This window comes from Haladaptatus rarus (assembly GCF_054177585.1).
This window is the reverse complement of record NZ_JBPEHG010000001.1, coordinates 600,875-623,134: the sequence shown is the minus strand read 5'-3', so window position 1 is coordinate 623,134 and position 22,260 is coordinate 600,875. Positions and strand designations below refer to the sequence as shown.

Annotated in this window: 20 protein-coding genes and 1 tRNA gene; 10 read left to right on the top strand and 11 right to left on the bottom strand. The window is 61.5% G+C overall.

Annotated features, from left to right (window positions below; translation table 11 throughout):
* Window positions 1-11 precede the first annotated feature (11 nt).
* From ACR3FE_RS03440 to ACR3FE_RS03425, 4 genes are all read left to right on the top strand, one after another.
* Entirely contained in the window at window positions 12-2,138 is a 2,127-nt protein-coding gene (locus tag ACR3FE_RS03440; protein WP_458205465.1) for a hypothetical protein, read from the top strand.
* A gap of 473 nt (window positions 2,139-2,611) precedes the next feature.
* Window positions 2,612-3,436: a transcriptional regulator TbsP gene (gene tbsP, locus ACR3FE_RS03435; protein ID WP_458205463.1), complete on the top strand. Its 825-nt coding sequence runs from the start codon at window positions 2,612-2,614 to the stop codon at window positions 3,434-3,436.
* Between the two features lie 91 nt (window positions 3,437-3,527).
* Complete coding sequence (locus tag ACR3FE_RS03430) at window positions 3,528-5,282, top strand: YcaO-like family protein (RefSeq protein WP_458205461.1); 1,755 nt, start codon at window positions 3,528-3,530, stop codon at window positions 5,280-5,282.
* A 218-nt stretch (window positions 5,283-5,500) separates the two neighbouring features.
* Window positions 5,501-5,671 (top strand): DUF7479 domain-containing protein, encoded by a 171-nt coding sequence (locus ACR3FE_RS03425; protein ID WP_458205459.1) that lies wholly within the window; start codon window positions 5,501-5,503, stop codon window positions 5,669-5,671.
* Here the strand turns inward: ACR3FE_RS03425 and ACR3FE_RS03420 are convergent.
* The 3 genes from ACR3FE_RS03420 to ACR3FE_RS03410 all read right to left on the bottom strand — a co-directional run bounded on the left by ACR3FE_RS03420 (window position 5,668) and on the right by ACR3FE_RS03410 (window position 8,315).
* Window positions 5,668-6,801: a DUF63 family protein gene (locus ACR3FE_RS03420; protein WP_458205457.1), complete on the bottom strand. Its 1,134-nt coding sequence runs from the start codon at window positions 6,799-6,801 to the stop codon at window positions 5,668-5,670. The genes ACR3FE_RS03425 and ACR3FE_RS03420 overlap by 4 nt on opposite strands.
* A gap of 43 nt (window positions 6,802-6,844) precedes the next feature.
* Window positions 6,845-7,312 carry an Lrp/AsnC family transcriptional regulator gene (locus ACR3FE_RS03415; RefSeq protein ID WP_458205456.1) on the bottom strand — a complete coding sequence of 156 codons (468 nt, stop codon included), beginning with the start codon at window positions 7,310-7,312 and terminating at the stop codon, window positions 6,845-6,847.
* A gap of 196 nt (window positions 7,313-7,508) precedes the next feature.
* Window positions 7,509-8,315 carry an inositol monophosphatase family protein gene (locus tag ACR3FE_RS03410; RefSeq protein ID WP_458205454.1) on the bottom strand — a complete coding sequence of 269 codons (807 nt, stop codon included), beginning with the start codon at window positions 8,313-8,315 and terminating at the stop codon, window positions 7,509-7,511.
* An 89-nt stretch (window positions 8,316-8,404) separates the two neighbouring features.
* Between ACR3FE_RS03410 and ACR3FE_RS03405 the strand changes: the two genes are divergently transcribed.
* Window positions 8,405-8,489 (top strand) — tRNA-Leu (locus ACR3FE_RS03405).
* Between the two features lie 765 nt (window positions 8,490-9,254).
* Window positions 9,255-9,623, top strand: a complete 369-nt coding sequence (locus ACR3FE_RS03400; RefSeq protein ID WP_458205452.1) for a HesB/IscA family protein — start codon at window positions 9,255-9,257, stop codon at window positions 9,621-9,623.
* Window positions 9,624-9,631: 8 nt separating this feature from the next.
* Here the strand turns inward: ACR3FE_RS03400 and ACR3FE_RS03395 are convergent, their stop codons facing one another.
* The 5 genes from ACR3FE_RS03395 to ACR3FE_RS03375 all read right to left on the bottom strand — a co-directional run bounded on the left by ACR3FE_RS03395 (window position 9,632) and on the right by ACR3FE_RS03375 (window position 12,940).
* Window positions 9,632-9,832 (bottom strand): dodecin, encoded by a 201-nt coding sequence (locus tag ACR3FE_RS03395; protein ID WP_458206002.1) that lies wholly within the window; start codon window positions 9,830-9,832, stop codon window positions 9,632-9,634.
* Window positions 9,833-9,950: 118 nt separating this feature from the next.
* Complete coding sequence (locus ACR3FE_RS03390; protein WP_458205450.1) at window positions 9,951-10,607, bottom strand: DUF2238 domain-containing protein; 657 nt, start codon at window positions 10,605-10,607, stop codon at window positions 9,951-9,953.
* Complete coding sequence (locus ACR3FE_RS03385; protein WP_458205449.1) at window positions 10,604-11,215, bottom strand: hypothetical protein; 612 nt, start codon at window positions 11,213-11,215, stop codon at window positions 10,604-10,606. The genes ACR3FE_RS03390 and ACR3FE_RS03385 overlap by 4 nt, the downstream gene beginning before the upstream one ends.
* 33 nt (window positions 11,216-11,248) lie before the next feature.
* On the bottom strand, window positions 11,249-12,181 hold the full coding sequence (locus tag ACR3FE_RS03380; protein ID WP_458205447.1) for a metal-dependent hydrolase: 933 nt from the start codon (window positions 12,179-12,181) through the stop codon (window positions 11,249-11,251).
* 102 nt (window positions 12,182-12,283) lie between these two features.
* Window positions 12,284-12,940 (bottom strand): four-helix bundle copper-binding protein, encoded by a 657-nt coding sequence (locus ACR3FE_RS03375; RefSeq protein ID WP_458205445.1) that lies wholly within the window; start codon window positions 12,938-12,940, stop codon window positions 12,284-12,286.
* 258 nt (window positions 12,941-13,198) lie between these two features.
* On the opposite strand from ACR3FE_RS03375, the gene ACR3FE_RS03370 reads away from it, so the two are divergent.
* Entirely contained in the window at window positions 13,199-14,386 is a 1,188-nt protein-coding gene (locus ACR3FE_RS03370; RefSeq protein ID WP_458205443.1) for a pyridoxal-phosphate-dependent aminotransferase family protein, read from the top strand.
* A 68-nt stretch (window positions 14,387-14,454) separates the two neighbouring features.
* Here ACR3FE_RS03370 and hisD read toward each other — a convergent pair whose 3' ends face one another.
* Window positions 14,455-15,723, bottom strand: a complete 1,269-nt coding sequence (gene hisD / locus ACR3FE_RS03365) for a histidinol dehydrogenase (RefSeq protein WP_458205441.1) — start codon at window positions 15,721-15,723, stop codon at window positions 14,455-14,457.
* A gap of 101 nt (window positions 15,724-15,824) precedes the next feature.
* On the opposite strand from hisD, the gene ACR3FE_RS03360 reads away from it, so the two are divergent.
* On the top strand, window positions 15,825-17,555 hold the full coding sequence (locus ACR3FE_RS03360; protein WP_458205439.1) for a lipopolysaccharide biosynthesis protein: 1,731 nt from the start codon (window positions 15,825-15,827) through the stop codon (window positions 17,553-17,555).
* Here the strand turns inward: ACR3FE_RS03360 and ACR3FE_RS03355 are convergent.
* Window positions 17,495-18,055 (bottom strand): GNAT family N-acetyltransferase, encoded by a 561-nt coding sequence (locus ACR3FE_RS03355; RefSeq protein ID WP_458205437.1) that lies wholly within the window; start codon window positions 18,053-18,055, stop codon window positions 17,495-17,497. The genes ACR3FE_RS03360 and ACR3FE_RS03355 overlap by 61 nt on opposite strands.
* 526 nt (window positions 18,056-18,581) lie before the next feature.
* On the bottom strand, window positions 18,582-19,949 hold the full coding sequence (locus tag ACR3FE_RS03350) for an NAD(P)/FAD-dependent oxidoreductase (RefSeq protein WP_458205436.1): 1,368 nt from the start codon (window positions 19,947-19,949) through the stop codon (window positions 18,582-18,584).
* Between the two features lie 115 nt (window positions 19,950-20,064).
* Here ACR3FE_RS03350 and ACR3FE_RS03345 point away from each other — a divergent pair, with 115 nt between their 5' ends.
* Both ACR3FE_RS03345 and ACR3FE_RS03340 read left to right on the top strand, forming a co-directional pair.
* Entirely contained in the window at window positions 20,065-20,844 is a 780-nt protein-coding gene (locus tag ACR3FE_RS03345; protein WP_458205434.1) for an enoyl-CoA hydratase/isomerase family protein, read from the top strand.
* A gap of 116 nt (window positions 20,845-20,960) precedes the next feature.
* Window positions 20,961-22,157, top strand: coding sequence for an amidohydrolase (locus ACR3FE_RS03340; protein WP_458205433.1), 1,197 nt, complete (start codon window positions 20,961-20,963; stop codon window positions 22,155-22,157).
* Window positions 22,158-22,260: the final 103 nt, after the last annotated feature.

Below are 22,260 nucleotides of genomic sequence, written 5' to 3'. Positions count from 1 at the left end.
TTATTACCGGCATGATCGAGTGGGAGGAGACGGAAACCGGAATTCGGGCGTTCGACCGCGCGAAGACCGAGATTTCGATCGGTGCGCTCGACTGGAAAACTCGTGGTGAGCCACGAGACATCGAGAGACCCATCGACGAAACCGTCGCCGGTCACGCCTCGAAACTCCGATTCCCACCGAACTTGGTGAGCATCACCGAGATGGAAACTGAAGAACGGTTTCATCACGGAAGTGACACCGAGGTACTCACCCTTCCAGACGGTGAGTATCTGGCCAACATCCACGGCAACATCAAGACGTACATCAGATTTTCGGGCTCCGCGACGATTCGGAAGACCTCGGATTACGACGAGTTAATCATCTCTTTCCACGACTGCATTCCGATAACGCTCGGCTTTCGTAGCCACCACAAGATGCCAGTCGACACGATAACGATTCCACCGACGACCGAGGGGTTGGCGACGGCACTCACCTACGCATCCTCGTCGCATAAGACGACCGGGCCCGATCGGTCGTATCCCTCGCTCCGTGGCCATCCACCGCGATTCGAACTGGGCGGAGAGATAGACATTCCACAGCAGGTGCGAGACGAGAAGAAAGAGACTGGAATCGAACTGCGTGTCCCCGACGATTTCGACAGTCTGTTCGTTACGGCTCCACTGGCGTACTACTTACAGGCCGATGTGACGGTCGAACGGCGCTCTGCGCCGGTTCTTCGTGCTCCGTCGGTCAACTTCACGTATCGTTTCAGTCCGCTTCCGGACTACCAGCACGAAGTAGCTTCGCTACTTCGACAGGTGTTCTTCCTCGACTGCCTCGTTCGAAACGCAGGGCCACACTACTGGAACCTCGCGGAGATGCCGCTTCTCGACGAGGCCGACATCGACGCAGAGACTGTCTACGACTCGACACCTGCCGAACAGCTCGTCACCTACGACCTCTGCGATTTCGACAGTATCGACAACGAGTTGCCGGACTGGCATCTGTCGATGTACGTCGAGCCGAGCGTCGAAAACATCTCGACGCTACCGTATCTCCTGTCGAACCTCGGTCTCATCTATCTCCCGGAGTCGTCCGATCTCAATCGGAACGAACTGTTGGATGCCTCGCTTGGTGACTTCTATCGCAGCGTACCGAGCGCGTCGTACTTCGGGCAACAGGCAATCGCGGCCGGGGATTCGTACCGAGTCAGGCGCGCCGAGAACGTCAATTCCGTCGATAGAGTAAAGCCCGAATTGCATCGTGGGCGTGTCCACGGCTGGCTCGCCGAGGGCGTTCCCATCGACGTGTTCAAAGTCGAGCCGAAGACGTACAAGAACCGGTTCAAGTACTTCAACCGTGAGGAAGGAGATATCGAGGTCGTTCTCATTTTGAACGACGGAGAGATGGGCGACGAAAGAGAAAGCGCGGCGGACATCTACCTGGATCGTGCCAAAGACCTTCCGATCAACATTACGATTCGCGAGCACTTGACCCGTGGTGAACTCGCCGAGGTGTTCGAGTCACAGTACGACTTCGTTCACTACATCGGGCACTGTGAAGAGAGTGGCTTACGGTGTATCGATGGTAATCTCGCTATCAATGATATCGAAGAAAGTCAGGTTCAGACGTTCTTCCTGAACGCCTGTGGTTCGTACTACGAAGGGCTGGAACTCGTACGAAAAGGAAGTGTGGCTGGCGCAGTGACGTTCAACAAAGTGCTGAACAAGCAGGCCGCGAAAGTCGGGGTCTCGTTTGCGCGGCTACTGATAAACGGGTTCAGCATCCAACACGCTCTCCAACTTGCGCGTCGGCGCATCATGATGAACAAGGATTACTCGGTCGTCGGTGATGGGACGCACACATTAACGCAATCGAAGAACTACCTGCCTGTCTGGGGTCAGATCGAACCCAGTGGGAACGACTTCGTTCTCACCTACAAATCGCTCTCCGTTTCGGTGTCGATGGTCGGCGGTTGTTATCAACCGTATATCGATGATAACGATAAGCTGTATCTACACGGAAATAACGCGGCCTTCTCGTTGAACACAGACGAACTCTGTTCGTTCCTCATGAGAGCCGAAATGCCGATACTCTACGATGGTGAACTGTACTGGTCAGAAGAAAATGATTTGTTCGCCCAAATTAAGGCTGATTAAGGTCCTGCGGTTCCACCGGATGCCGCTAGAGGATCGACAGTACTTCCTTGTATGTACGAGTAACCGATCATCAGACTGAATGCTGCATTCAACGCCACTGGGTGTTCTGCAAGCCACTGCTGAATTTTACCTTGCATGTCATATGTTGGTTGTTCACATCTATACTTCATTCTTTCGGACTGTTCACGCAAAATGCAATTGGTAATTAACGATTACCATCCGGATTTATATCGAGAGACCCGTTCAACAACGGCTGAACTGCCCGAAATATGCACATTGCTGTATATCACTTCAGCGCCCAACGGCGGTCTTCGAAATTCAAATTTCTTGAATGCTCATGCCGATTCAGGGTGGTATTATACTAATTGGGAGATTATAATTACGACATTGACTAATTGTTCACGGTACATAACCCATGATTTCCGTCGTAGGCGAACGTTAAAATTAAATAGCTGAATATCGTCCCTACCTGTATGGAAACAAAATCGAACCTCTTGAACCAAAGCGTCCACGAAATCCTCCGGGCGGTCATCGACGAAGCCCCCGAAGCCATGCTCGTCGTCGACCCGTCGGCGAACGCCATCGAAGAACTCATCGATGCAGCCACCGAGTACGAGGGTGACCTCCCCGAGATGCGTATGCTCGCGGACGAGACGACCCTCAAAGACGTGATGGAAGACTTCATCATCGCCAGCAACACCGCAGACCTCATCGACGAGGGTGCACTCTCACTGCGTACCACGAACGATTCGTCCGGCAACTCCCTGCTCGTCACCGACGACCTCGTCATCGCGCTCGTCACCGCAGGCGACCGTGTGGGTGGGCTGACCTCCGACGACGAGGAGTTCGTCGATGCGGCCTACAGCACGTACATGACCGAGTGGGACGATGCCGCAGACTTCACCCTGCGCACACCCCCGATCTCGCGCGTCCGCGAGACGCTTCGCGACGAGATCAGTGCCGACGCCGAGAGCGACTTCAACAGCGTCCTCTCGTCGCTCGAAACCGCACGTGGTGACGGCGATGGTCTGGACGAAGTGACCATCAGTCTCCTCGTCGCAGCGAAGAACGAAGCCCTGCTCTACGACATCAGCAAGTGGGGCGAGGACGTCGGCATCGCCAGCAAGGCGACGTTCTCCCGCACGAAGACCAAGCTCGAAGACATGGGTCTCATCGGCACGGAGAAGGTTCCCATCGACGTTGGTCGCCCGCGCCTGCGCCTGAAGCTCGCCAACGACGACCTCCAGAGCGCCGACACCGACCAGCTCGCCAGTGTCGCACAGGGCATCCTTCACTAAGCTCGAACTTTTCCATTTTCTTGCAGCCTCCAGCGATAGCTTCTGAATTCTATCCGCCGCGTTTTTGCCACCTGCCCGTCTCGTTTCGTACATGAGCAACGCGCTGGGCGTCGTCGGAGTTGGCCCCGCAGCCGAGGCTGTCGTGGCGGCACTCGGGGATGTCGATGGCACCGTCACCGAAATCGAACCGGACGACGTCGCCGACGTCGATCTCGCTGTCGTCGTTGACGACGTCGGGTCGACCACCTTCGCACAGGTAAACCGATCTGGAACTCCCTGGCTGGCCGTCGAACTCGGTGGTGTCGGCGGTCACGCGATTCCCGGTGTCGACGCGGCCATCTCCGGATTCGCCCCTGCGACGGCGTGTTTCGAGTGTCTGTCCACCCGAGTCGCGTCGAACGCGGAAGGGATGGATGGCGAAGAGAGGGATGGTAAAGGGAAGGTCGCAGAAGGGAGGGGTGGCGACGAGGGTACCGTCGCCACCACGACGGCGCGCTTTGCTGGAGCACTCGCCGGGCGCGAGGCGGTGACGCTTCTGTCCGGTGGCGAGTCGGCAGTGCTCGGCGGTGTGATGGAACTCCCCCACGCAGAGCGACGACTCCTACCGGTTCCCGGATGTCCAGTCTGTGGCGACCCCCGAGACCGAACGCTCGGAATCGGCCACAGGGAGCGCTCGCTGGAGGATGCGGTCGCACACGCCGAGGGAGCGCTCGACGACCGCGTCGGTATCGTCCGGTCGCTCGGGGAGGTCGCTTCGTTTCCTGTACCCTACTATCTCGCGGAGACCTGCGACACCACGGGGTTCAGCGACGCACGTGCCGCGGAGAAGGCGGCCGGTGTCTCTGCAGAGTGGAACGAAGCGTTGATGAAGGCGCTCGGCGAGGCGATAGAGCGATACTGTGCGGGCATCTACCGCGAATCGTCGTTCGGAGTGGCACGACCATCCGACCTGACGGATGCCGTCTCGCCAGCTGAGTTCGTGCGACCGACGGGGTGGCCAGACCCTGGAAACGAAGAACTCGCCTGGGTTCCCGGTCGTGATCTCGCGACGGGCGACCCGGTGCATCTCCCTGCGGAGTTCGTCCACTTCCCGCCGCCAGCCGCGCAGTTCAAGCCCCCGATAACGACGGGATTGGGGTTGGGTAACTCGACGGCAGAAGCCCTGTTGTCGGGGTTGTACGAGGTGATCGAACGCGACGCGACGATGCTCGCGTGGTACGCCACATTCGAACCGCTCGGGCTGGCTATCGACGACTCTGGCTTCGAGACGCTGGTGAAGCGGGCACGGGCGGAATCGCTCGACGTGACCGCCCTGCTGGTGACCCAGGACGTAGACGTCCCGGTGGTCGCTGTGGCAGTGCATCGAGAGGACGAGTGGCCGAAGTTCGCGCTCGGTTCCGGTGCCGACCTCGACCCGGATGCTGCCGCCCGGTCTGCGCTCGCCGAGGCGCTCCAGAACTGGACGGAACTGAAGCTGATGGGCCAGGAAGAAGCGGCGGATGCAGAGGGTGCTATCGCACACTACGCCGATTTTCCGGAGCCAGTCCGTGAGTTCGTTACGCCGAAGACGACGGTTCCCAGTGCGAACGTCGGTGACTCGGTTCCGGCGGGGAAAGAAGAGTTAGAGACCGTCGTCACTCGGGCGAGTGACGCCTTCGACGTGTACGGTGCACGCCTCACGACCCGTGATGTGGAGTCTCTCGGCTTCGAGGCGATTCGTGTGCTCGCTCCAGCGGCACAGCCGTTGTTCACTGGTGAGCCGTTCTTCGGCGAGCGCGCACGGTCGGTCCCGGACGAACTCGGATTTGAGCCACGGCTCGACCGAGAGCCGCACGCGTATCCGTAGTGTCGTCGATCGGTGTATTCGCAGAGTCGCCAATCGTGATCGTCGCAGTGGGTTGAAGTAGTGTATTCGTACTGCGTCTGGGCGTATTTCCGTCGTGTGCTGGAGTGGTAATGTGCTAGTGATGTACATAGGATTTATACTAATGAGTGTCCTATCTCACAGAGTGGTGAATAATTAATCATGCATAAACAGGATTACACATCGGCTGTGGTGATAGTATGACGACCGAATATGATCTATCCTGTGCGACCTGTGGCTCACCGCTATCCAAAGAAAGCGTCTCCGCCGACCATCTGGGTCTGGCTGTCACCGAGCCGGTCGAGGTTGCGACGTGTCAAAATTGCGGTAAGCAATACTTCCCCGAATCGACGTTGGAGCGGCTGTCCTAGATTCCGAACGTCGCTCGAAGCATATCACGCGTTCCTGGCCCGAGACCGACCGCGAGGATAGCGATTAGCAACAGGATGGCGTACCGTGGACTCTCTTCGAAGATCTGTTCGTCGAACACCCAGACGACCGCGAGCGCGGCGGCGATCTTGACGAGCAAGAACGGCCACGCAGTCCCGATAACTCCCGTGATGGATTCGGGAAGAACGCCCGACGTGATGTCGATGATCGCCCGGTTCACCGGGTGTTTCGCGCCGTACTCTCCGGCGAGTCCGAGCGCACCGGCCCAGTCGAGCACCGCGACGTTCGCGACACCATCGACCGCGTGGCCCCAGATGACGACTGCACCGATGAACCCCGTCCCGGCGTTGATCTCCGGAGCGAACGTCTCGATTCCTTTCCACGTGACCGCCGTGACCAATGTGGCACCGACGAGGACGACGATGAGCACCTGTGGGTAGAGACCGACACGCTGGGTGGTGGCCGCCAGCACGAACAGATATCCGATCGTGACTGCGAGGACAAGCGTGCCGACGCTTGCGAGGGGATACTCGTAATCCTCGAAGACCCCTCGTCGTGCGAGTGAGACGCTCACGACGAGTGTTGCGAGCGTGATGGCGAAGACGGTGAAGTAGATGATGGGGCTGATGATGAGCGTGTTCAAGGGGAACGGAATCGCCTCGGCCCCTGCCTGTCGGAGCGCGTCGTTCGCGTCTTCCACCACCCGGAGTGCCCCCCCGAAGAACATGAACGGGAACAGGGCGTAGAAGAGGCTCCTGTCCTGTCCGACGTCGAGTCGGCGAAGGAGGAAGACGACGCCGAGCAGTGCGACGATGAGCGTGACGGCGTAGCCGACCTCGGAGACGAGCGTGTATCCCGGAACGGCGACGGGTTCCGGCGCGGTCGCACAGGTTCCGGCGTCGTAGATGTACTTCGTCGTTCCGCCGTCGCGGACGGCACACGACGCACCTTTCGCGTCAGCAGCCACCGGTCCCCAGAAGTAGTGCCAGATAAAGCCGTCGTACACCTGTTTCGGGAAGACCAGTGCGCCACCGACCAGCGCGACGATGGCGGCGACGACACCGCCGATCCACGTGCGTTCGTTGTCGAGACCCTCGCTTGCGGTATCCATATCCCACGAACCGGAGCGAGCGGGTTTTACGTTTCCGGTCTCTCTATTCTTCGATAGCTCCGCCGAGCGGAAGCTCTTCGCTCTCGTATGGCGAGCCGAGGACGACCATGGTCTGCGACCGGGAGAAGCCATCCATCTGGGCGATCGTGTCGAACATCAACTCGCGGAGGCTGTCAGCGTCCTCCGCATAGACGCGGGCCATCACGTCCCAGGAACCGGTCGTGAGGTGGACTTCCTGGATGCCGTTTATCGATTCGAGTTTCTTGAGCGTATCCTTCTCGCGACCCTGCTCGACGCGGAGACCGACGAATGCGGAGATACCGAGAGAGACCTTCTTCGGGTCGAGTTTCGCGTGATACCCGGTGATGACGCCCGCTTCTTCCATTCGGTTGACTCGGTCGTGTACCGTCGCACTGGACATGTCGATGCGACGGGCGATCTCGCTGAACGGGGTTCGGGCGTCTGCTTGGAGTGCTTCTAAAATAGCGCGATCCGTTTCATCCAACTTCATATCGCTACCGAAATGCCCCAGTGCTAAATATCCTTACACACTCGTCGGAGTCCTGTTGCAGTATTCCGAATCAGAAATGACGGTCACCCTAATTTCCACAATACGCGTTTCGCGCCTGTTCACGGTATGTACGCTACTCTCCACGACACATCTGCCACTCTTCTCGATACGTCCGCAACTCCCCACGACACATCTTTTATTCTCGCCAGTGTGCTTCCGCGGCGCGTGCGGCGGCGAGCACTTCGTCGTGTGCTCGCCCGTTAGAGGCGACCAGACCCCTGCTCTCGGTCGTCCACGGTTCGCCGTGGATGTCGGTGACCGTCCCACCCGCCTGTCGAACCAGGAAGACCCCTGCCACCGTGTCCCACGGGTTCGGAACGACGTTCGTCACCGTACCGTCCAGCGCACCACTGGCGACCATCCCGAGGACGATCTGTGCGCAGCCGAACCGTCGCATGTCGCCGAATCGGTCGAGGATGGCCTGTGCCGTCGCACCGTACTCGTCTCGGCGGTCGAAATCCCACCAGATGGTCGGGCAGACGGTGAACGTCTCGGGGTCGGTGCGGTCGCTGACCGCGATCTGCTCACCGTTCAGGAATGCGCCGTTCGGCCCGGCGGTGTAGGTGTCGCCGAGTGCGGGGCAGACGTTCGCGGCGGCGACCGCTTCGCCGTCGCGGACTGCGGCGACACTCGTCGTCCAGATCGGAATCCCGCGGACGAAGTTGTTCGTGCCGTCGATGGGGTCGATGACCCACACGTCGCCCTCCGGCGGTACCGCTTTGAGTTCGTCTTCCTCCTCGCCGACGATGGCGTCCTCGGGGTACTCCTCGCGGATGACGTCGATGACGCGGCGCTGGCTCTGGCGGTCAGCCTCGGTCACCACGTCAGTCTTGTTCGATTTCGTCTCCACGTCGAGACCCCCACGGAATCCTTCGGCGGCGATCTCGCTTCCCGCTCTCGCGGCGCGCTCCGCGAGTTCGACTCGGTTGGCTTCGTCGGTCATGATTCGACAGGTGCAGTGGGATAGAAAAGGAGTGTCGGTTTTCCGATTCGGAACGTTTTAACTTACCCGGCGTGGAGTAGGAGTTGCGTGCGAGGGTAGCCAAGCTCGGCCAACGGCGGCGGACTCAAGATCCGCTCCTGTAGAGGTCCAAGGGTTCAAATCCCTTCCCTCGCACTCACTACGAGTGCAGGAAGACCGCATCGGAGCGCTCTTCCCTCGCAAAAACCTCATAAAGGGCCACAAACAGGCTCTCGCAAAACCTTCTGACGAAACCCGAACTGTTGGTAAGTCTCACGGATTCTATCTGGTAGTACATTTCAGTACAAATCAGTGGATATCAGTACAGTGGTCTGTTCAGGATGTCGTTTGCTTCGAGGTGAGACGACTGACGAAGTTGTCGTGATCTCGAAAGCCTCTGTATGCTCTTTTCGAGACGAACGAGACGCCGCAGTAACGGCGTCCCAGAAAGTCCTACCACGAACCGCGACCGCCACCACGCCTCGCCCTCCCCAGCCTCCTCCCTTCACTCGCTCCGCTCGTTCCGGTCGTCCCTCGCGCGCGTTCTTCGCACGCGCCACCGCACGCAGAGCCGACCAGCCGCCGAGCGCACACACCCGTCATCCACGAAAACTCGCCAGCACGTTCGAGGAATCCTGGCGGACTGAAAGGGCGAGGGCGGTACGCGAAGCACGACCCCGTAAGCACCGCAGGGAAGGCGCGAAGCGCCTTCCTGAGGAGCTCAGCGGGGGGCGCGCGAGCGTAGCGTCCGAGGGCTTTCTGGGACCAACGTGATCGCGGTCACTACTCGATGAAGGCGTGAGAGGGCTTTCTAGGTCGACGTAATCGGGGTTCCTGAGGAAGTGTCTACATCAGATAACCCATCCCGTATTCGCTCTCGCAGGCGAACGTTATATGAGGCCAGACCGACAATCGATACCCATGAGCACCGACACCGCACCGAACGGGGAGGAGACCCCGACCATCGAGGTGACAGAGGACGCCGCCGAGCAGGCACTCGACCTCCTGGATAGCGAAGGTCTCGACTCCGAGATCGCGGGACTCCGGCTGTTCGTCCAGCAGGGCGGCTGCGCCGGACTCTCCTACGGCATGCGATTCGACGAAGAAGCCGAGGCGGACGACACCGTCTTCGAACACCACGAGCTGCGCGTATTCGTCGATCCGGCGAGCATGAACTACATCGAGGGAAGCGTCGTGGACTTCGAAAAAGGACTACAGGGTGCGGGCTTCCACGTCGAAAATCCGAACGTCGTCTCCGAATGTGGATGCGGCGAGAGTTTCCGCACCTGATTCTGTTGCTACTCCTGCAGTTCGAACGCGACCGTTACCTCGGCCTGATACTCCCTGTCGTCGACGGACGCGACCTCGACGCCGAGATCGTCAACTTCGACCCACTTGACGTTCGAGAGGGTCTCCTCTGCACGGTCGATGGCATCGTCTGCGGCCGCGTCGAAGCTCTCATTGCTCGTTCCGATGAGCGTGATCTTCTTGAACACCATTGCGCGTAGTGGATTCTCTGCCACTGGTAAAAGACGCATCGGCCATCGACCGACCTACGACCGGCGATCGATCGGCACTCGACCAACCGATCTGCATTCGATCTCTACTTGCCCGATTTCAGTCCGCTTTCTGCTCTCGTCCGTCGAGGTGTTCCGTGACGGCACCGACCACGTCCGAGAGATACGCCGTCCCCCAGATGGCCGTGATGAAGCCGCCGACGGTGTCGAACAGGAGATCCGGCATCGTGTCTTCGAGTCCGTACTGCGTGAGCACTGCCCGCCCGCCGAGGATGCCCGCGAGTCCGCTCAGTGCGAACTCGATGACCTCCCAGACCACGCCGAACGCGACGACGAACATGAGGATGAACACGAACATAAAACGCGGCGGCAGATACACGTCGTCGTAGTGAGCGTCGATGGCCCGGACGGTGGCGTATCCCACGGCAGCGACGAGTGAGGCCGACAGTGCGTGGGTGACGTGGTCCCACCACCAGAACCACGCGTCATTCTGGTACGGCCCGAGGGTACCGACTGCGTGCAGGAAGACGGCGGTCGTTATCCACAGCGTCAGCCCGGCGTCCATCGGAATCTGGTAATCTCGTTCGAGCACCGCCGGGACGTGGGTGATGGCGAACGCGATAGCGCTGTTGACCATGATCCCGAGGTTGCCTCTGTCCAGTCCGACGAAGAAGATGCCGACGAGACTCAACTCCATCGCGCGAGTCAACTGTCGCTGTCTTCGGTTCGAGATGCCGAGGTGCTCGCGGATTTTCATTGGACTCGTTCCCGGATGTCGGTCGGAAGGCGTGATTCTGTCGGGACGACTCGTCTGAAGTACACTTCGAAGATGATCCCAGCCAACAGGCCACCCATCGTCGCGTAGACGAAGTCCCACATGAGTACCTGCTCACTCTGGATGAACTGCGTGCCGAGATAGATGTCCGACAGCCATTCGATGACTGCCCAGACGCCAGCGGTCGCGATCGTCGTGATGACGACGAAGAGCACCGCGAACCAGTGGGTCATCCGAACCGGGGTGAAGACGTGGAGTTCGACGGCGACGATGAGCGCCAGCGCCGCCACCGAGAGGTACGTCGCCAGCCGACTCGTGAGCGCGAGGGTGGCGAGCGTGCGCCCGAGGATGGGAAGCGCACCGATCACCAGCACTTCCCACGGAAGCATCGCTTCCGCGTTCCGGTAGGCAACCGGGGGAATCACTGCCAGCAGGGCGACGAATCCGGCGAACATCGCCCACAACAGGTCGGCGTTCAGCAGGCTCGCTGCGACGACGGCGAGCAGAAAGCCGACGAGTAGCCACGCTAGTCCAGCATTAACTCGCTCGTTCTCCACGAGCGAGTCCAACCTGCCGATTCGCTGAGCCATACCCGGCGGTAAGAGTGCAACCCGTATGAAACATTAGGCTACGAGATACGCACCTGCGTAACCCAGTACTGCGAGCGTAACGGCCGCCATTCCGGTACAGGCCCACGTCCGAGGGTCACGAACCGGATGGAACAGCCGCCGTGGATGCAGTCGCGGGGCGACACCGACGGCCCCCACGGCGAGCACGGAGAACACGAAGTGGTACGACACCGAAAGCGTCGGTGCAGGGAGGACGAGCGCGGCGATCGCGTAGCCCGCACCGAGCGCGGCACGCCCGTGAACGTGCTGGCGCAGGCTCTCATCGCGCAACTGGAAGTAGGCCATCACCGCGAGCCATCCCGTAGCCAGTTCCAGTGCGAAGATGGTGAGGAGGTTCAACGTCGGCTCTCCGAGCAGGGCGACCCGCGAGTCGAGAAGCACCACGTCGAGCGGATAGAGGAACTGCGGTGGTTCCCCCGTGAACAGGTCGCCGAAGGGATGGGAGAGGAGACCGAACGCGATCGCGGCGAACAGCGCACGCGGCCCGAAATCGGTGTACGAGGCGGCAGCGATCGTGACGACGACACCCGTCATGACGAACACGAGCATGACGCCTGCGCCGAGGACGCCGCTCTTCACGAGCGATATCCAGACGAGTGCTGAGAGGGCGACTGCGGCGATGGCCCGGTATCGGGGGCCGCGAGTCGCCCAGACGAACGCCGGGGCGGCGACCGCGGCGACGACGAGCGAATGAGTCACGACGCGGTGGACGAGTTGCGAACTGCCCCAGAACGTGGCGGTCATCTGCCAGACCCCGCCGAATCCCATCTGTGCGAGTCCGACGACTGCGTAGGTCATGTCCACGTCGGGGATCGTCGCGAACGCGCCTGCGACCACGCCGAACGTCAGCGCACGCTCTGCGGGCCAGAACCTGGATGCTACCAGCGCGGCCAACGCGAAAGCTATCAGGGCGTGGCCGACCATCATGGATTTCGTACTTCGCGTCCGGAGGCTATAAGCTTCTCTCTCGAAACGAGGTGCGGATTTATCGAAATGGTAAGACGTCCCGTCAGAAAAGAGACCGAGTAGTTAGACCTGCGGTTGCTGGACGGTGGTTTGCTGTGTCGGTGTCTCCGTCTGACCCATCTGGATCTGGTCGAGCAACCGGTAGGTCGAATCGACGGCTCGGGAAAGCACGGACGCACACTCTTGACAGTGTGCGTGTGGGTGTCGCATACACTCGTCGGCACATTCCTCGGCTGCGCGTGTGAACACCTCCGCGAGTTCCGGTCCGAAGACCGAATCGCGGGCGATGAGCTTCGCGTTCAGTGTGCCGAGGTCTGCAACGTCACGGCAGAGCCGGATACACTCGGCCATCTGTGGCCCTTCGTCGATACACTGGTCGGCACACCAGTCACATACCTGGGCGGCCTTCTCGAAATCCTCGAGAGCGATTCTCATCTCGCTCGGCAACTGGTCTTCGAACTGGCCGCGCTGCTGTGGTATCTGCTGGCCGACGCCCTGCTGTGGCATCTGTTGAGTGCCCTGCTGTGGCAACTGCTGACCAGTTCCCGACTGTGGCATCTGCTGGCCAACCCCTTGCTGGCCGACACCCTGTTGACCATACTGCTGGCCGGTGGGCATCTGGCCATACTGCTGTTGTGGTTGGCCATACTGCTGCGATTGGCCGTACTGCTGATATCCGGTCTGCCCCTGTGAATGTTGCATCGGTCTCTGACGTGCCATTGTGATCCTCCACCCAGCAACCTGCTGGGCTATCTCCGCCTACATCGATTGCTCGGATAAACCGGGACGACCGTTTGCATCGTTTCCTCGAAGTTCGTCCGAAGAAACGGGCCGTTGTCCCATTCAACGGCCCGTTGGTCGGGTGGCTCCAGGAAGGTGAACGTACCGCTCCACGAAGCTAAGCACACTGCTCCGCGAAACCGTACACACGGTTCCGGGAAGGCGAGATTTTTGTGACCCCGAGTGATACGGGGAGACATGGAGAACCCGAAGGTTGGCGAGTTGACACCGCCAGACAGGACGCTGATGGGTCCCGGCCCGAGTGAGGTACATCCCCGCGTGCTCAGAGCGATGAGCACGCCGCTGGTCGGCCACCTGGATCCATCGTTCGTCGAGATGATGGACGAGGTGCAAGACCTCCTTCGATACACCTTCCGAACGAACAACGAGTGGACGATTCCCGTCTCAGGTACGGGGTCGGCGTCGATGGAGGCTGCCATCGGCAACCTCATCGAACCTGGTGATACCGTGCTCGTCCCGACCAACGGCTACTTCGGCGGGCGGATGGAGGAGATGGCGACCCGTGCAGGTGGCGAAATCGTCCACGTGGACGCGCCGTGGGGCGAACCGCTCGACCCCGCCGACGTGCAAGCCGCGTTCGAGGAACATCAACCGGACGTGTTCGGGTTCGTCCACGCCGAGACGAGTACCGGCGTGGTACAGCCGAACGTCTCGGAACTGACCGCCATCGCACACGACCACGACGCGTACGTCATCGCGGACTGCGTGACCTCCCTCGGCGGCGTCGAACTCCGGGTTGACGAATGGGACATCGACGTGGCGTACTCCGGGCCACAGAAGTGTCTCTCCTGCCCGCCAGGTGCGAGTCCACTGACGCTCAACGACCGCGCCATGGAGAAAGTGCTCTCGCGCGAGGAACCGGCCCGGTCGTGGTATCTCGACCTGAGCTTGCTCGAAGGCTACTGGGGTGACGAGCGTGCCTACCACCACACCGCACCGATCACGAACGTCTACGCACTCCGCGAGGCGCTCCGCCTCGTCAGCGAGGAGGGTATCGAAGCGCGCTGGGAACGCCACCGCGAGATCGCTGGCGCGCTCAAGGCGGGCGTCGAGGCGATGGGACTGGAAATGAACGCCCCCGAGGAGTACTGGCTGCCGAGTCTCAACGCGGTTCGCGTCCCCGAGGGCGTGACCGACACCGACGTGACGGACTACCTGCTGGAGCAGTACGACCTCGAAATCGCCACCGGTCTGGGCGACCTTGACGGCGAGATCTTCCGCATCGGTTGTATGGGCTACTCCGCACGCCCCCAGACGGTGTCCTACCTCGTGAGCGCGCTGGGGGATGCTCTGCAGAAACAGGGTGCTGACGTAGATGTGGAGGCTGGTCTGTCGGCGACCAGCGAAGCTCTCGGAAAACAGTAGCGACCTCGATTCGACCGTTTTCCACTCGTATCGCTTTTCGGCGGTTCTCTACCGGATCGCTTTCGCATCTACTCGAATCGCTTCCGAACGCTCTCCGCGTGAGCTTCCAGACCCTCGGCCTCGGCGAGCGTCGTGATCGTCTCGGAGAGCGAATCGAGCGCCTCTTCGTCCAATCGCTGTACCGTGGTCGAGCGGAGGAACGAATCGACCGACAGCCCGCCGGTGATCTTCGCCAGTCCGGTCGTCGGCAGGACGTGATTCGTCCCGGAAGCGTAGTCGCCTGCCGCGACGGGGGTGTACGAACCCAAAAAGACGCTTCCCGCGCTGTCGATGCGGTCTAAGAGTTCCTCTTCGTCCTCGGCCTGGATGGCGAGGTGTTCTGCGGCGTACTCCTCGGCGAATAGCAGTGCTTCGCTCATCGACCGGGCGACGAACACGCCGCTGGCGTCGTTATCGAGCGCGGCCCGGATGACGTCCTCGCGCTCGCGTTCGCCTACCTGTCGGTCGATTTCTTCGACGACTTCCTCGGCGAACTCGGCGTCGTCGGTCACCGTGACGACCGAGGCGTTCTCGTCGTGTTCTGCCTGTGCGACCATATCGCTGGCGACGTGTTTCGGGTTCGCCGAGTCGTCGGCGACGACGAGCAGTTCGCTCGGTCCGGCGAGGAAGTCGATAGCCACGTCGCCCTGCACCTCGGCCTTGGCCGCCGTGACCCAGCGGTTTCCCGGCCCGACGACCTTCTGCACGCGGTCGATCTGCTCGGTTCCGTAGGCCATCGCGGCGATGGCTTGCGCCCCGCCGACGCGGTACACCCTGTCCGCGCCTGAAGCGTGGATCGCGGCCAGCGTGATGGAGTTCTGCGGTTCGCCGGGTGGGGTTGCGACAGCCACCTGCTCTACGCCAGCCACCTTCGCGGGGATGACCCCCATCAGCGCGCTGGAGGGGTACGCGGCGGTACCGCCGGGGGCGTACACGCCGACGCGCTCGATGGGTCGGAATCGGCGTCCGAGTTCCCGCCCGCCGAAGTCATCACGCCAGTCCTCCGGCATCTGGGCCTCGTGGAACTCGCGGATGTTCTCTGCGGCGTCCTCGATAGCCTCGCGCACGTCGCCGTCGATCTCGTCGTACGCCCGCTTCGCTTCGTCGGTGATGTCGATGTTCCCGACCTCCACGTCGTCGAACTCGCGGCTGAACTCCCGGACTGCCACGTCTCCTTCCTCGCGCACACGGTCAATGATATCGTGGACATCGCCGCGGATGCTCTCGATTCCGGCGTCACGGTCGAACAGCGCGCGTCGCTCGCCGGGACCGAGATCGGCGATCGGATTCGGATTCATGTATCGGTGTTGGGGGTGGTGTGAAAAACGGTTTGCGCTCTCCGTCGACGAGATCAGCCGGACATCAGCGGTTTTATTCGCACGTTCTGGCAAGGGTCATCGTGGTCTCGGATTCGTCCCCACCTTCGAATGCGAAGCCTGCGGAGAGCGACAGTGCGACGCAAACTCCGTCCGGCGCCGAAACGGTCGAAGTCCACGATCGAGACCCCGTCAAGGCTCGGCTCGAAGACGCACTGGAGCGTGTCGCCCACGGGGCGACCGTCTCGGTTCCGAGTATCCTCCTCCAGCGAGGGCTGACACTCGTGTTCACGGCGATCCTCACCAACGGGTTCGCCGCCAGTTCCTACGGTCTGTTCGCACTGGCGCGCCGACTGCAACAGTTCCTCGTCCGCCTCGCGTTAGGGTTCCGGAGCGGGTTGAGCCGGTTTCTTCCCAATGCAGACTCGTCAGCCGAACGTGACGCACTCGCCACCTTTGCGAGCCTTCTCCTGCTCGGGGTTGCGACCGTGTTCGGAGTCGCCCTGTTCGTTGGCGCACCATTCGTCACCCAGTTGGCCGACGAAGAACCCCAGTTCACCCTGTTCTTGCGCATCTTCGCCATCGGTCTTCCGACGGGTGTGTGGCTGTTCACCGTCACGGAGATACTCCGCGGTCTCGAAGAAGTCGGGCCACTCAACCTCACACTCCGGGTCGGTTTTCCGGCCGCACAACTGCTCGTCGGCGTGGTCGGCACGCTCGTCTTCGACGACCTCGCACTGGTCGCTGGCGGCGTCTTGCTCTCGATGGGAGGGGTCAGCCTCGTTGCGACGGTCTGGCTAGTGCGGAACCGAGGGCTTCGACCGAGACTCCGCGGTGCGGACGCCGCCCGACTCCGCCGACGATATCTGCGGTTCACGATTCCGCTTTTTATCGGTGGATTCGCAACGACGACGCAGCGGTTGGGATTCTACCCCCTCATCGCGGTCTTCCTGTCGAGCGTCGCCGGTGGCGTGTTCGCCGTCGGTGTCCTCCTTGGGATGCTGGTTCGGCTACCCCTGATGGGTATCAACCAGTTCATCCCACCGGTTGCCGCCGCCCTCCACGAGGAATACGAGCGCGAAGCACTGCGACGGCTGTATCACGTCACGAGTCGTCTGGTGTTGGTCGGTGTCACGGCGTTCTCGATTCCTGTCATCGTCTACCGACAGGCCGTGATGAGCCTGTTCGGGGCGACGTTCGTCAGCTACGCGCCGCTCCTTCCGGGGTTCATCGTCGCGCAGTACGCCGCATGCGCCGCCGGTAGTGTCGGTATCCTGTTGACGATGACGGACAATCAACGCGCACTGCTGGTGGTCAACGTCGCTATCACCGCCTTCCTGACGATGACTGCCGTCCCACTGACCGTGACGTACGGACTGCCGGGACTGGTCGCCAACTATCTCCTGATGCTCACCGTGAACAACGGTCTCGAAGTGGCGGTTCTGTACTACCTCGAAGGACTCCAGCCGTTCACGCGAAACCACTCCTCGCGGCGGTTCCACTGGCTGGAGTCGCACTGGGAGTCAGGGCGGTGTTGTCGAACCCGGTCGCACCTGTGGTGGGGACTGCGCTGGGGCTGGTGGCATATGGGGTCTCGCTCCGATTTTGGGATTCACCCGCGTCGAACGCCGTCTGGCAACGTCGCTCGTCAGTCGCTATCGCCAACGCCTTTCCGGTGGATGACGTCGTCACTCGTCGGATCGCTCGTTCGTCTTCCAGAGTGGCGGCTATTCTCCCAGGCCCGTCGTGCCGGTCACTCCCGGTCGTCCCACTCGGAGCGGAGGAGCCCATATACGACTCTGTCCCGGTACTGACCGTCCCAGTACTCTTCTTTTCGGAGACGCCCCTCCAGGGTAAACCCCAGCGACTCCAGCAGTCCACGTGAAGCCTCGTTGTGGGCAAAGGCGTCGGCACCGACGGCGGGATGAGAATACACCTGAAAGACGTAATCGATGACGAGTGAGACGGCCTCTTTGCCGTACCCTTCCCCGTGTACCTCCGGGACGAGCCAGTAGCCAATCACGGGGCGACTGCGTCGCTGGCCACTGGCTACGCAGAGGCCGATCCGGCGCACATCGCCTTCATCAGGATAGCCGGAACCAACATCGTTCCCGTCGAGACAGACGAGAAATACATCGTCGTGTCCCCATTGCCTCTCGAACTCTTCCTCGACCTGTCGAAGATTCTTCACAGTCTCCCCGAGCGGTTCACGAAGTTCGGGGTCGGTGTCTGCTCGCTGGAGGAACTGGAGGTCGTCTCGCTCCACCGTCCGAAGCGTGACTCGTTCGCCGCTGACAACGCGTGCACCTGGCATACGTCAATCGAAGCACAGTACGCGATATACTTTTGCTAAATACTCGACACGGTGGAGCATATCAACGGAGATTTCTCCCGATATCTCGTAGTCGCAGGAGTCAATATCTCCGTTCGCGTGGGGGATTCTGTTCGGCGTGACGTTACAGTTTTGCCGTCCGTCTCTACGATACGGCTCAAGCAAAGTCCGGTGAGCGCGAAGTACTCGAGATGGTCGGCGCCGAGTCTCGTCGGTCGAAAGGTGTCGCCCGGAACACTAACATCCAGCCTCATCCCTTGGCGGCGTGCCGTGTCGGCTGGCAAACCCTCGTGCCGGGCGGGCCACGCGAGGCGTGGCCGAATACTTTTGCCGGTGAACCGGCGAAGCGGGTCGTTTCAGTTGGGACGACCGACTTCGTAACTGTCGCGCACTCGGGTTCTCCGCGCGGTCATCGCTCCCGAAGTGGGAATACTCCGGCGGGGACTGAAGTGCGCACGAAGCGGTAGGTCGGGGGCGCGGTAAGACCTTTCGGGTCGTCCGGTTCGATTCAGACCGTGTAATCGGACTCGTTCAACTGGACGTAGCCGCCGTTCCGGTAGCCGAACTTGACCTTCTTGTACTGCGCGGCGAGTTTCGCACCGCGAACGCCGGAGCCGATCTTCGATTTGATGAGGTCCTTTCTATCGTCGAGGATGTTGTGAACCACCGAGAAGGCGTGATCCCAGTCGTCCGGGCCGTAATCGGCCACGATATCCGCGAACGAGACGTTCCGGAGAATCTCGTCGCCGATGGCTGCTTTCCACTCGTCGTTGTACGATTCGATGGAATCTGTGGCGGCGAGTTTGCCGGCGATCTTTCCGGTCCGTGTGGCGACGTGGTAGCCGCCTTCGTGGAACGCGCTGGTGGTCCCCATCGCGCCGCCTGCGACGGCGATGCCAGCTTTCGTCGGCGAGTCGATGGGTCGCGTCGAGGAGATCGGGTAGGTCTCGGTACCACCGGATTTGCCCCGGTCTTCCACGAGCGGGAAGTCGGTCTCGATGTCGTACTCGTCGCCGTACTCGTATTCGAGCAGTCGGCGGATGTACTCCCCACCGCGCGGGATTCTCTCGTCGTCCGGACGCAGTAGGGCGTAGGAGTCGGGGTCGTCTACGTCGGCGAGATCCATCCCGATCGGCATCGTCAGCCCGACGCGGGCCACCGTGCCGTCGTTGGGGAACACCCACGGGTACGCCGTCTCGCCGGGCATGACGCCCCACCAGAACTTGAGTGACGAGGGTTCGAACAGTTCCTCTGGGAACTCACGATACTCCTGATAGGCGATGTGGTTCGCTTTCGGTGGACTCAGATGGTCGCTGACCGAGTGCCCCTCGGGCATGAACTGATCCAGGACGCCCAGGGTCACGCGGCGCTGTGGCCCGTCAGCCAGGATGAGGTACTCCGCTTCGATGTTCTCGCCGTCCGCGAGTCGAAGGGTGTGGCGGTACTCTGCATCGAGATCCGTCTCGGCGCGTTTCACACCGACGCCGACGCGATACTCCGCACCAGCGTCCTCGGCGCGTTCTCTGAGCCAGTCGTCCATCCGGGCGCGCTGGAAGGTAAAGCCCATCTTCGGGTACGAGGAATCGATACCGGTCTTTCGGAGGGTTGCCCTCTCGTTCGGGCCGATAAATTCCACTCGGTCGAGTTCCTGGAGGATGACTCCGTCGGGGATCTCCCGATAGTCCTCGCCCATGATGTCCACCCAGTAGTCGAGCATCCCGGCGGCGTCGGTCGAGTCCGGGCCAAGGTACTCTCGGTCGGCGCGTGGAACACCCTGTTCCAGTACGACAGCACTTGCACCCTGGCGTGCGGCTTGTTCTCCAGCCGACATACCGGCGGGCCCCCCTCCCACGATAGCAACGTCGAATCGCTCCATACGCCTACGCTACACAACAGAGGGTACTAAATTGTTGACCTTCCGGTCGGCGTATCGTTCTTACTGAAGAAAGAAGCACGATACGGTTTTGACGCCGCCGCTCGCACGACGACGTATGGCAACGTTCGAACACCTCTCCGTCGAGCGCGCGGGTGACGTCGCCCGCGTGACGATGGACCGTCCCGAAACGCACAACGCGATGGATCGTGCGATGGCAGCCGAACTGCGAACCGTCACCGCGAACCTGCACGAAGACGATTCGCGGTGCATCGTCCTCACGGGAACCGATGGCGTGTTCAACACGGGAGCAGACCTCTCGGTGCTCTCGGGCGGCTCGGACGACGCCCGCACACTCCGGAAGATCGCGTCCGGTCTCCACCGCACCATCGAGAACCTCGTGCGCGCGCCCAAGCCGGTCGTGACCGGGGTGAACGGTGTCGCGGCAGGTGGCGGATTCGGTCTCGCGCTGGCGGGAGACATCGTCTTGCTCTCGAAGGATGCCCGACTGGAGTTCGCCTACCCCCGAATTGGACTTTCGGCTGACGGCGGTTCGACGTACCTCCTCCCGAGACTCGTCGGCTTGCGGCGGGCGAAAGAGATCGCCCTGCTCGACGAACTCATCGCGCCCGACGAAGCGGTCGAGATGGGTCTTGCGACCGAAGTTACGACCGACTTCGACCAGCGACTCGCCGACCTCGCCGCCGACCTCGCGAACGGGCCGACCCGCGCCCACGGGGCGACGAAACGCCTGTTCGCCCGGAGTACGGGTCGAGACCTCTCGGCACAGATGGCCGCCGAAACAGACACCATCGCGCGGATGACGAAGACGGGGGACTACGAGCGTGGACTGGCCGAGTTCTTCGGCGACGGGGAACCCGAGTTCGAGGGCGAGTAGTCGTAGACGACGAGAGGGTCGTCGTAGAGAGATAGTCGGACGTCTGACAGTACTGTCACCGTGTCGATTACTTTCGAATCGAAATACTAATCACGTCGCTGGCGAAGCACTGTGCCATGTACGCGATTATCAATGGTGAGATTCACACGGTCTCTACCGTGGGCACCATCGAGAACGGAACCGTCCTGTTCGAGGACGGCGAGATCGTGGCGGTCGGGGACGACGTGGACGTCCCCGACGACGCGACCGTCATCGACGCCCGCGGGAAGCCGGTGACACCGGGGCTAGTGGAGGCGCACAGCCACGCCGGGATGGGCGAGTGGGGCGAACCGGAGGACGGCGACGTGAACGAACTGACCGACCCCGTCACGCCGCACGTCAACGCGCTCGATGGCTTTCACCCCCGCGACGAGGAACTGCGCCACGCCTACCAGGGTGGTGTGACGACCGTTAGCGCCCGGATGGGGAGCGCGAACGTCATCGGCGGCATCATCTGCTCGATGAAGACCTACGGTCGTATCGCGGACGAGATGCTGATCCAGGAAGACGGGATGAAGGCCGCGATGGGTGAGAACCCGAAGCGGGTTCACGGCGACCAGAACGGACGCGAACCCACGACGCGCCCCGGAATCGCGGCCCAACTCCGGCAGGCGCTCATGGAAGCCGAGGATTACGTCGCCCGGCGTGCGAAGGCCCGCGAAGAGGGCGACCCCTTCGACCGCGACCTCGGGATGGAGAACCTCGCCCGCGTCGTGGAAGGTGACCTTCCCCTCCGCGTCCATGCCCACCGCGCCGACGACATCGCCACCGTGTTCCGGATCGCCGACGAGTTCGGCATCGAAGACCTCTCCATCGAGCACGCGACGGAGGGGCACGCCATCGCAGAGGAGTTCGTGAAACGCGACGTGCCCGCCATCGTCGGGCCGTCGTTCACCAGCGGAATGAAGTACGAACTCTCGAACATCACCTTCGAAACGGCCGGTATCCTCCACGAGGCGGGTGTGAAAGTCGCCATCCAGACCGATGCGCCCGTTCTCCCGCAGGAGCATCTCGACGTCTGCGTCGGCCTTGCGATTCGAGAGGGATTACCCGAAGAGGCCGCCCTCCAGACCGTGACGCGCAACCCCGCCGAGATTCTGGGTATCGAAGATCGCGTCGGGACGCTAGAGGAGGGAACCGACGCCGATGTCGTCATCTGGGACGGCGAGCCGTTCGCTATCACCTCCGACGCCCAGCACGTCTTCGTGGACGGCCAGCACGCCTACGATTCGGAGCGCGACGACCGTGATCCACGCGACGAGTACGCGTGGTAACGACTAAGAGGAGACGTTTTTTGTGAGGTCTGGTGTCGCGTCTTCGATTGGTTACTTCGAGATGGACAGGTGACTGCTATCGTAGTGTCTTCGAAAGCCCTCT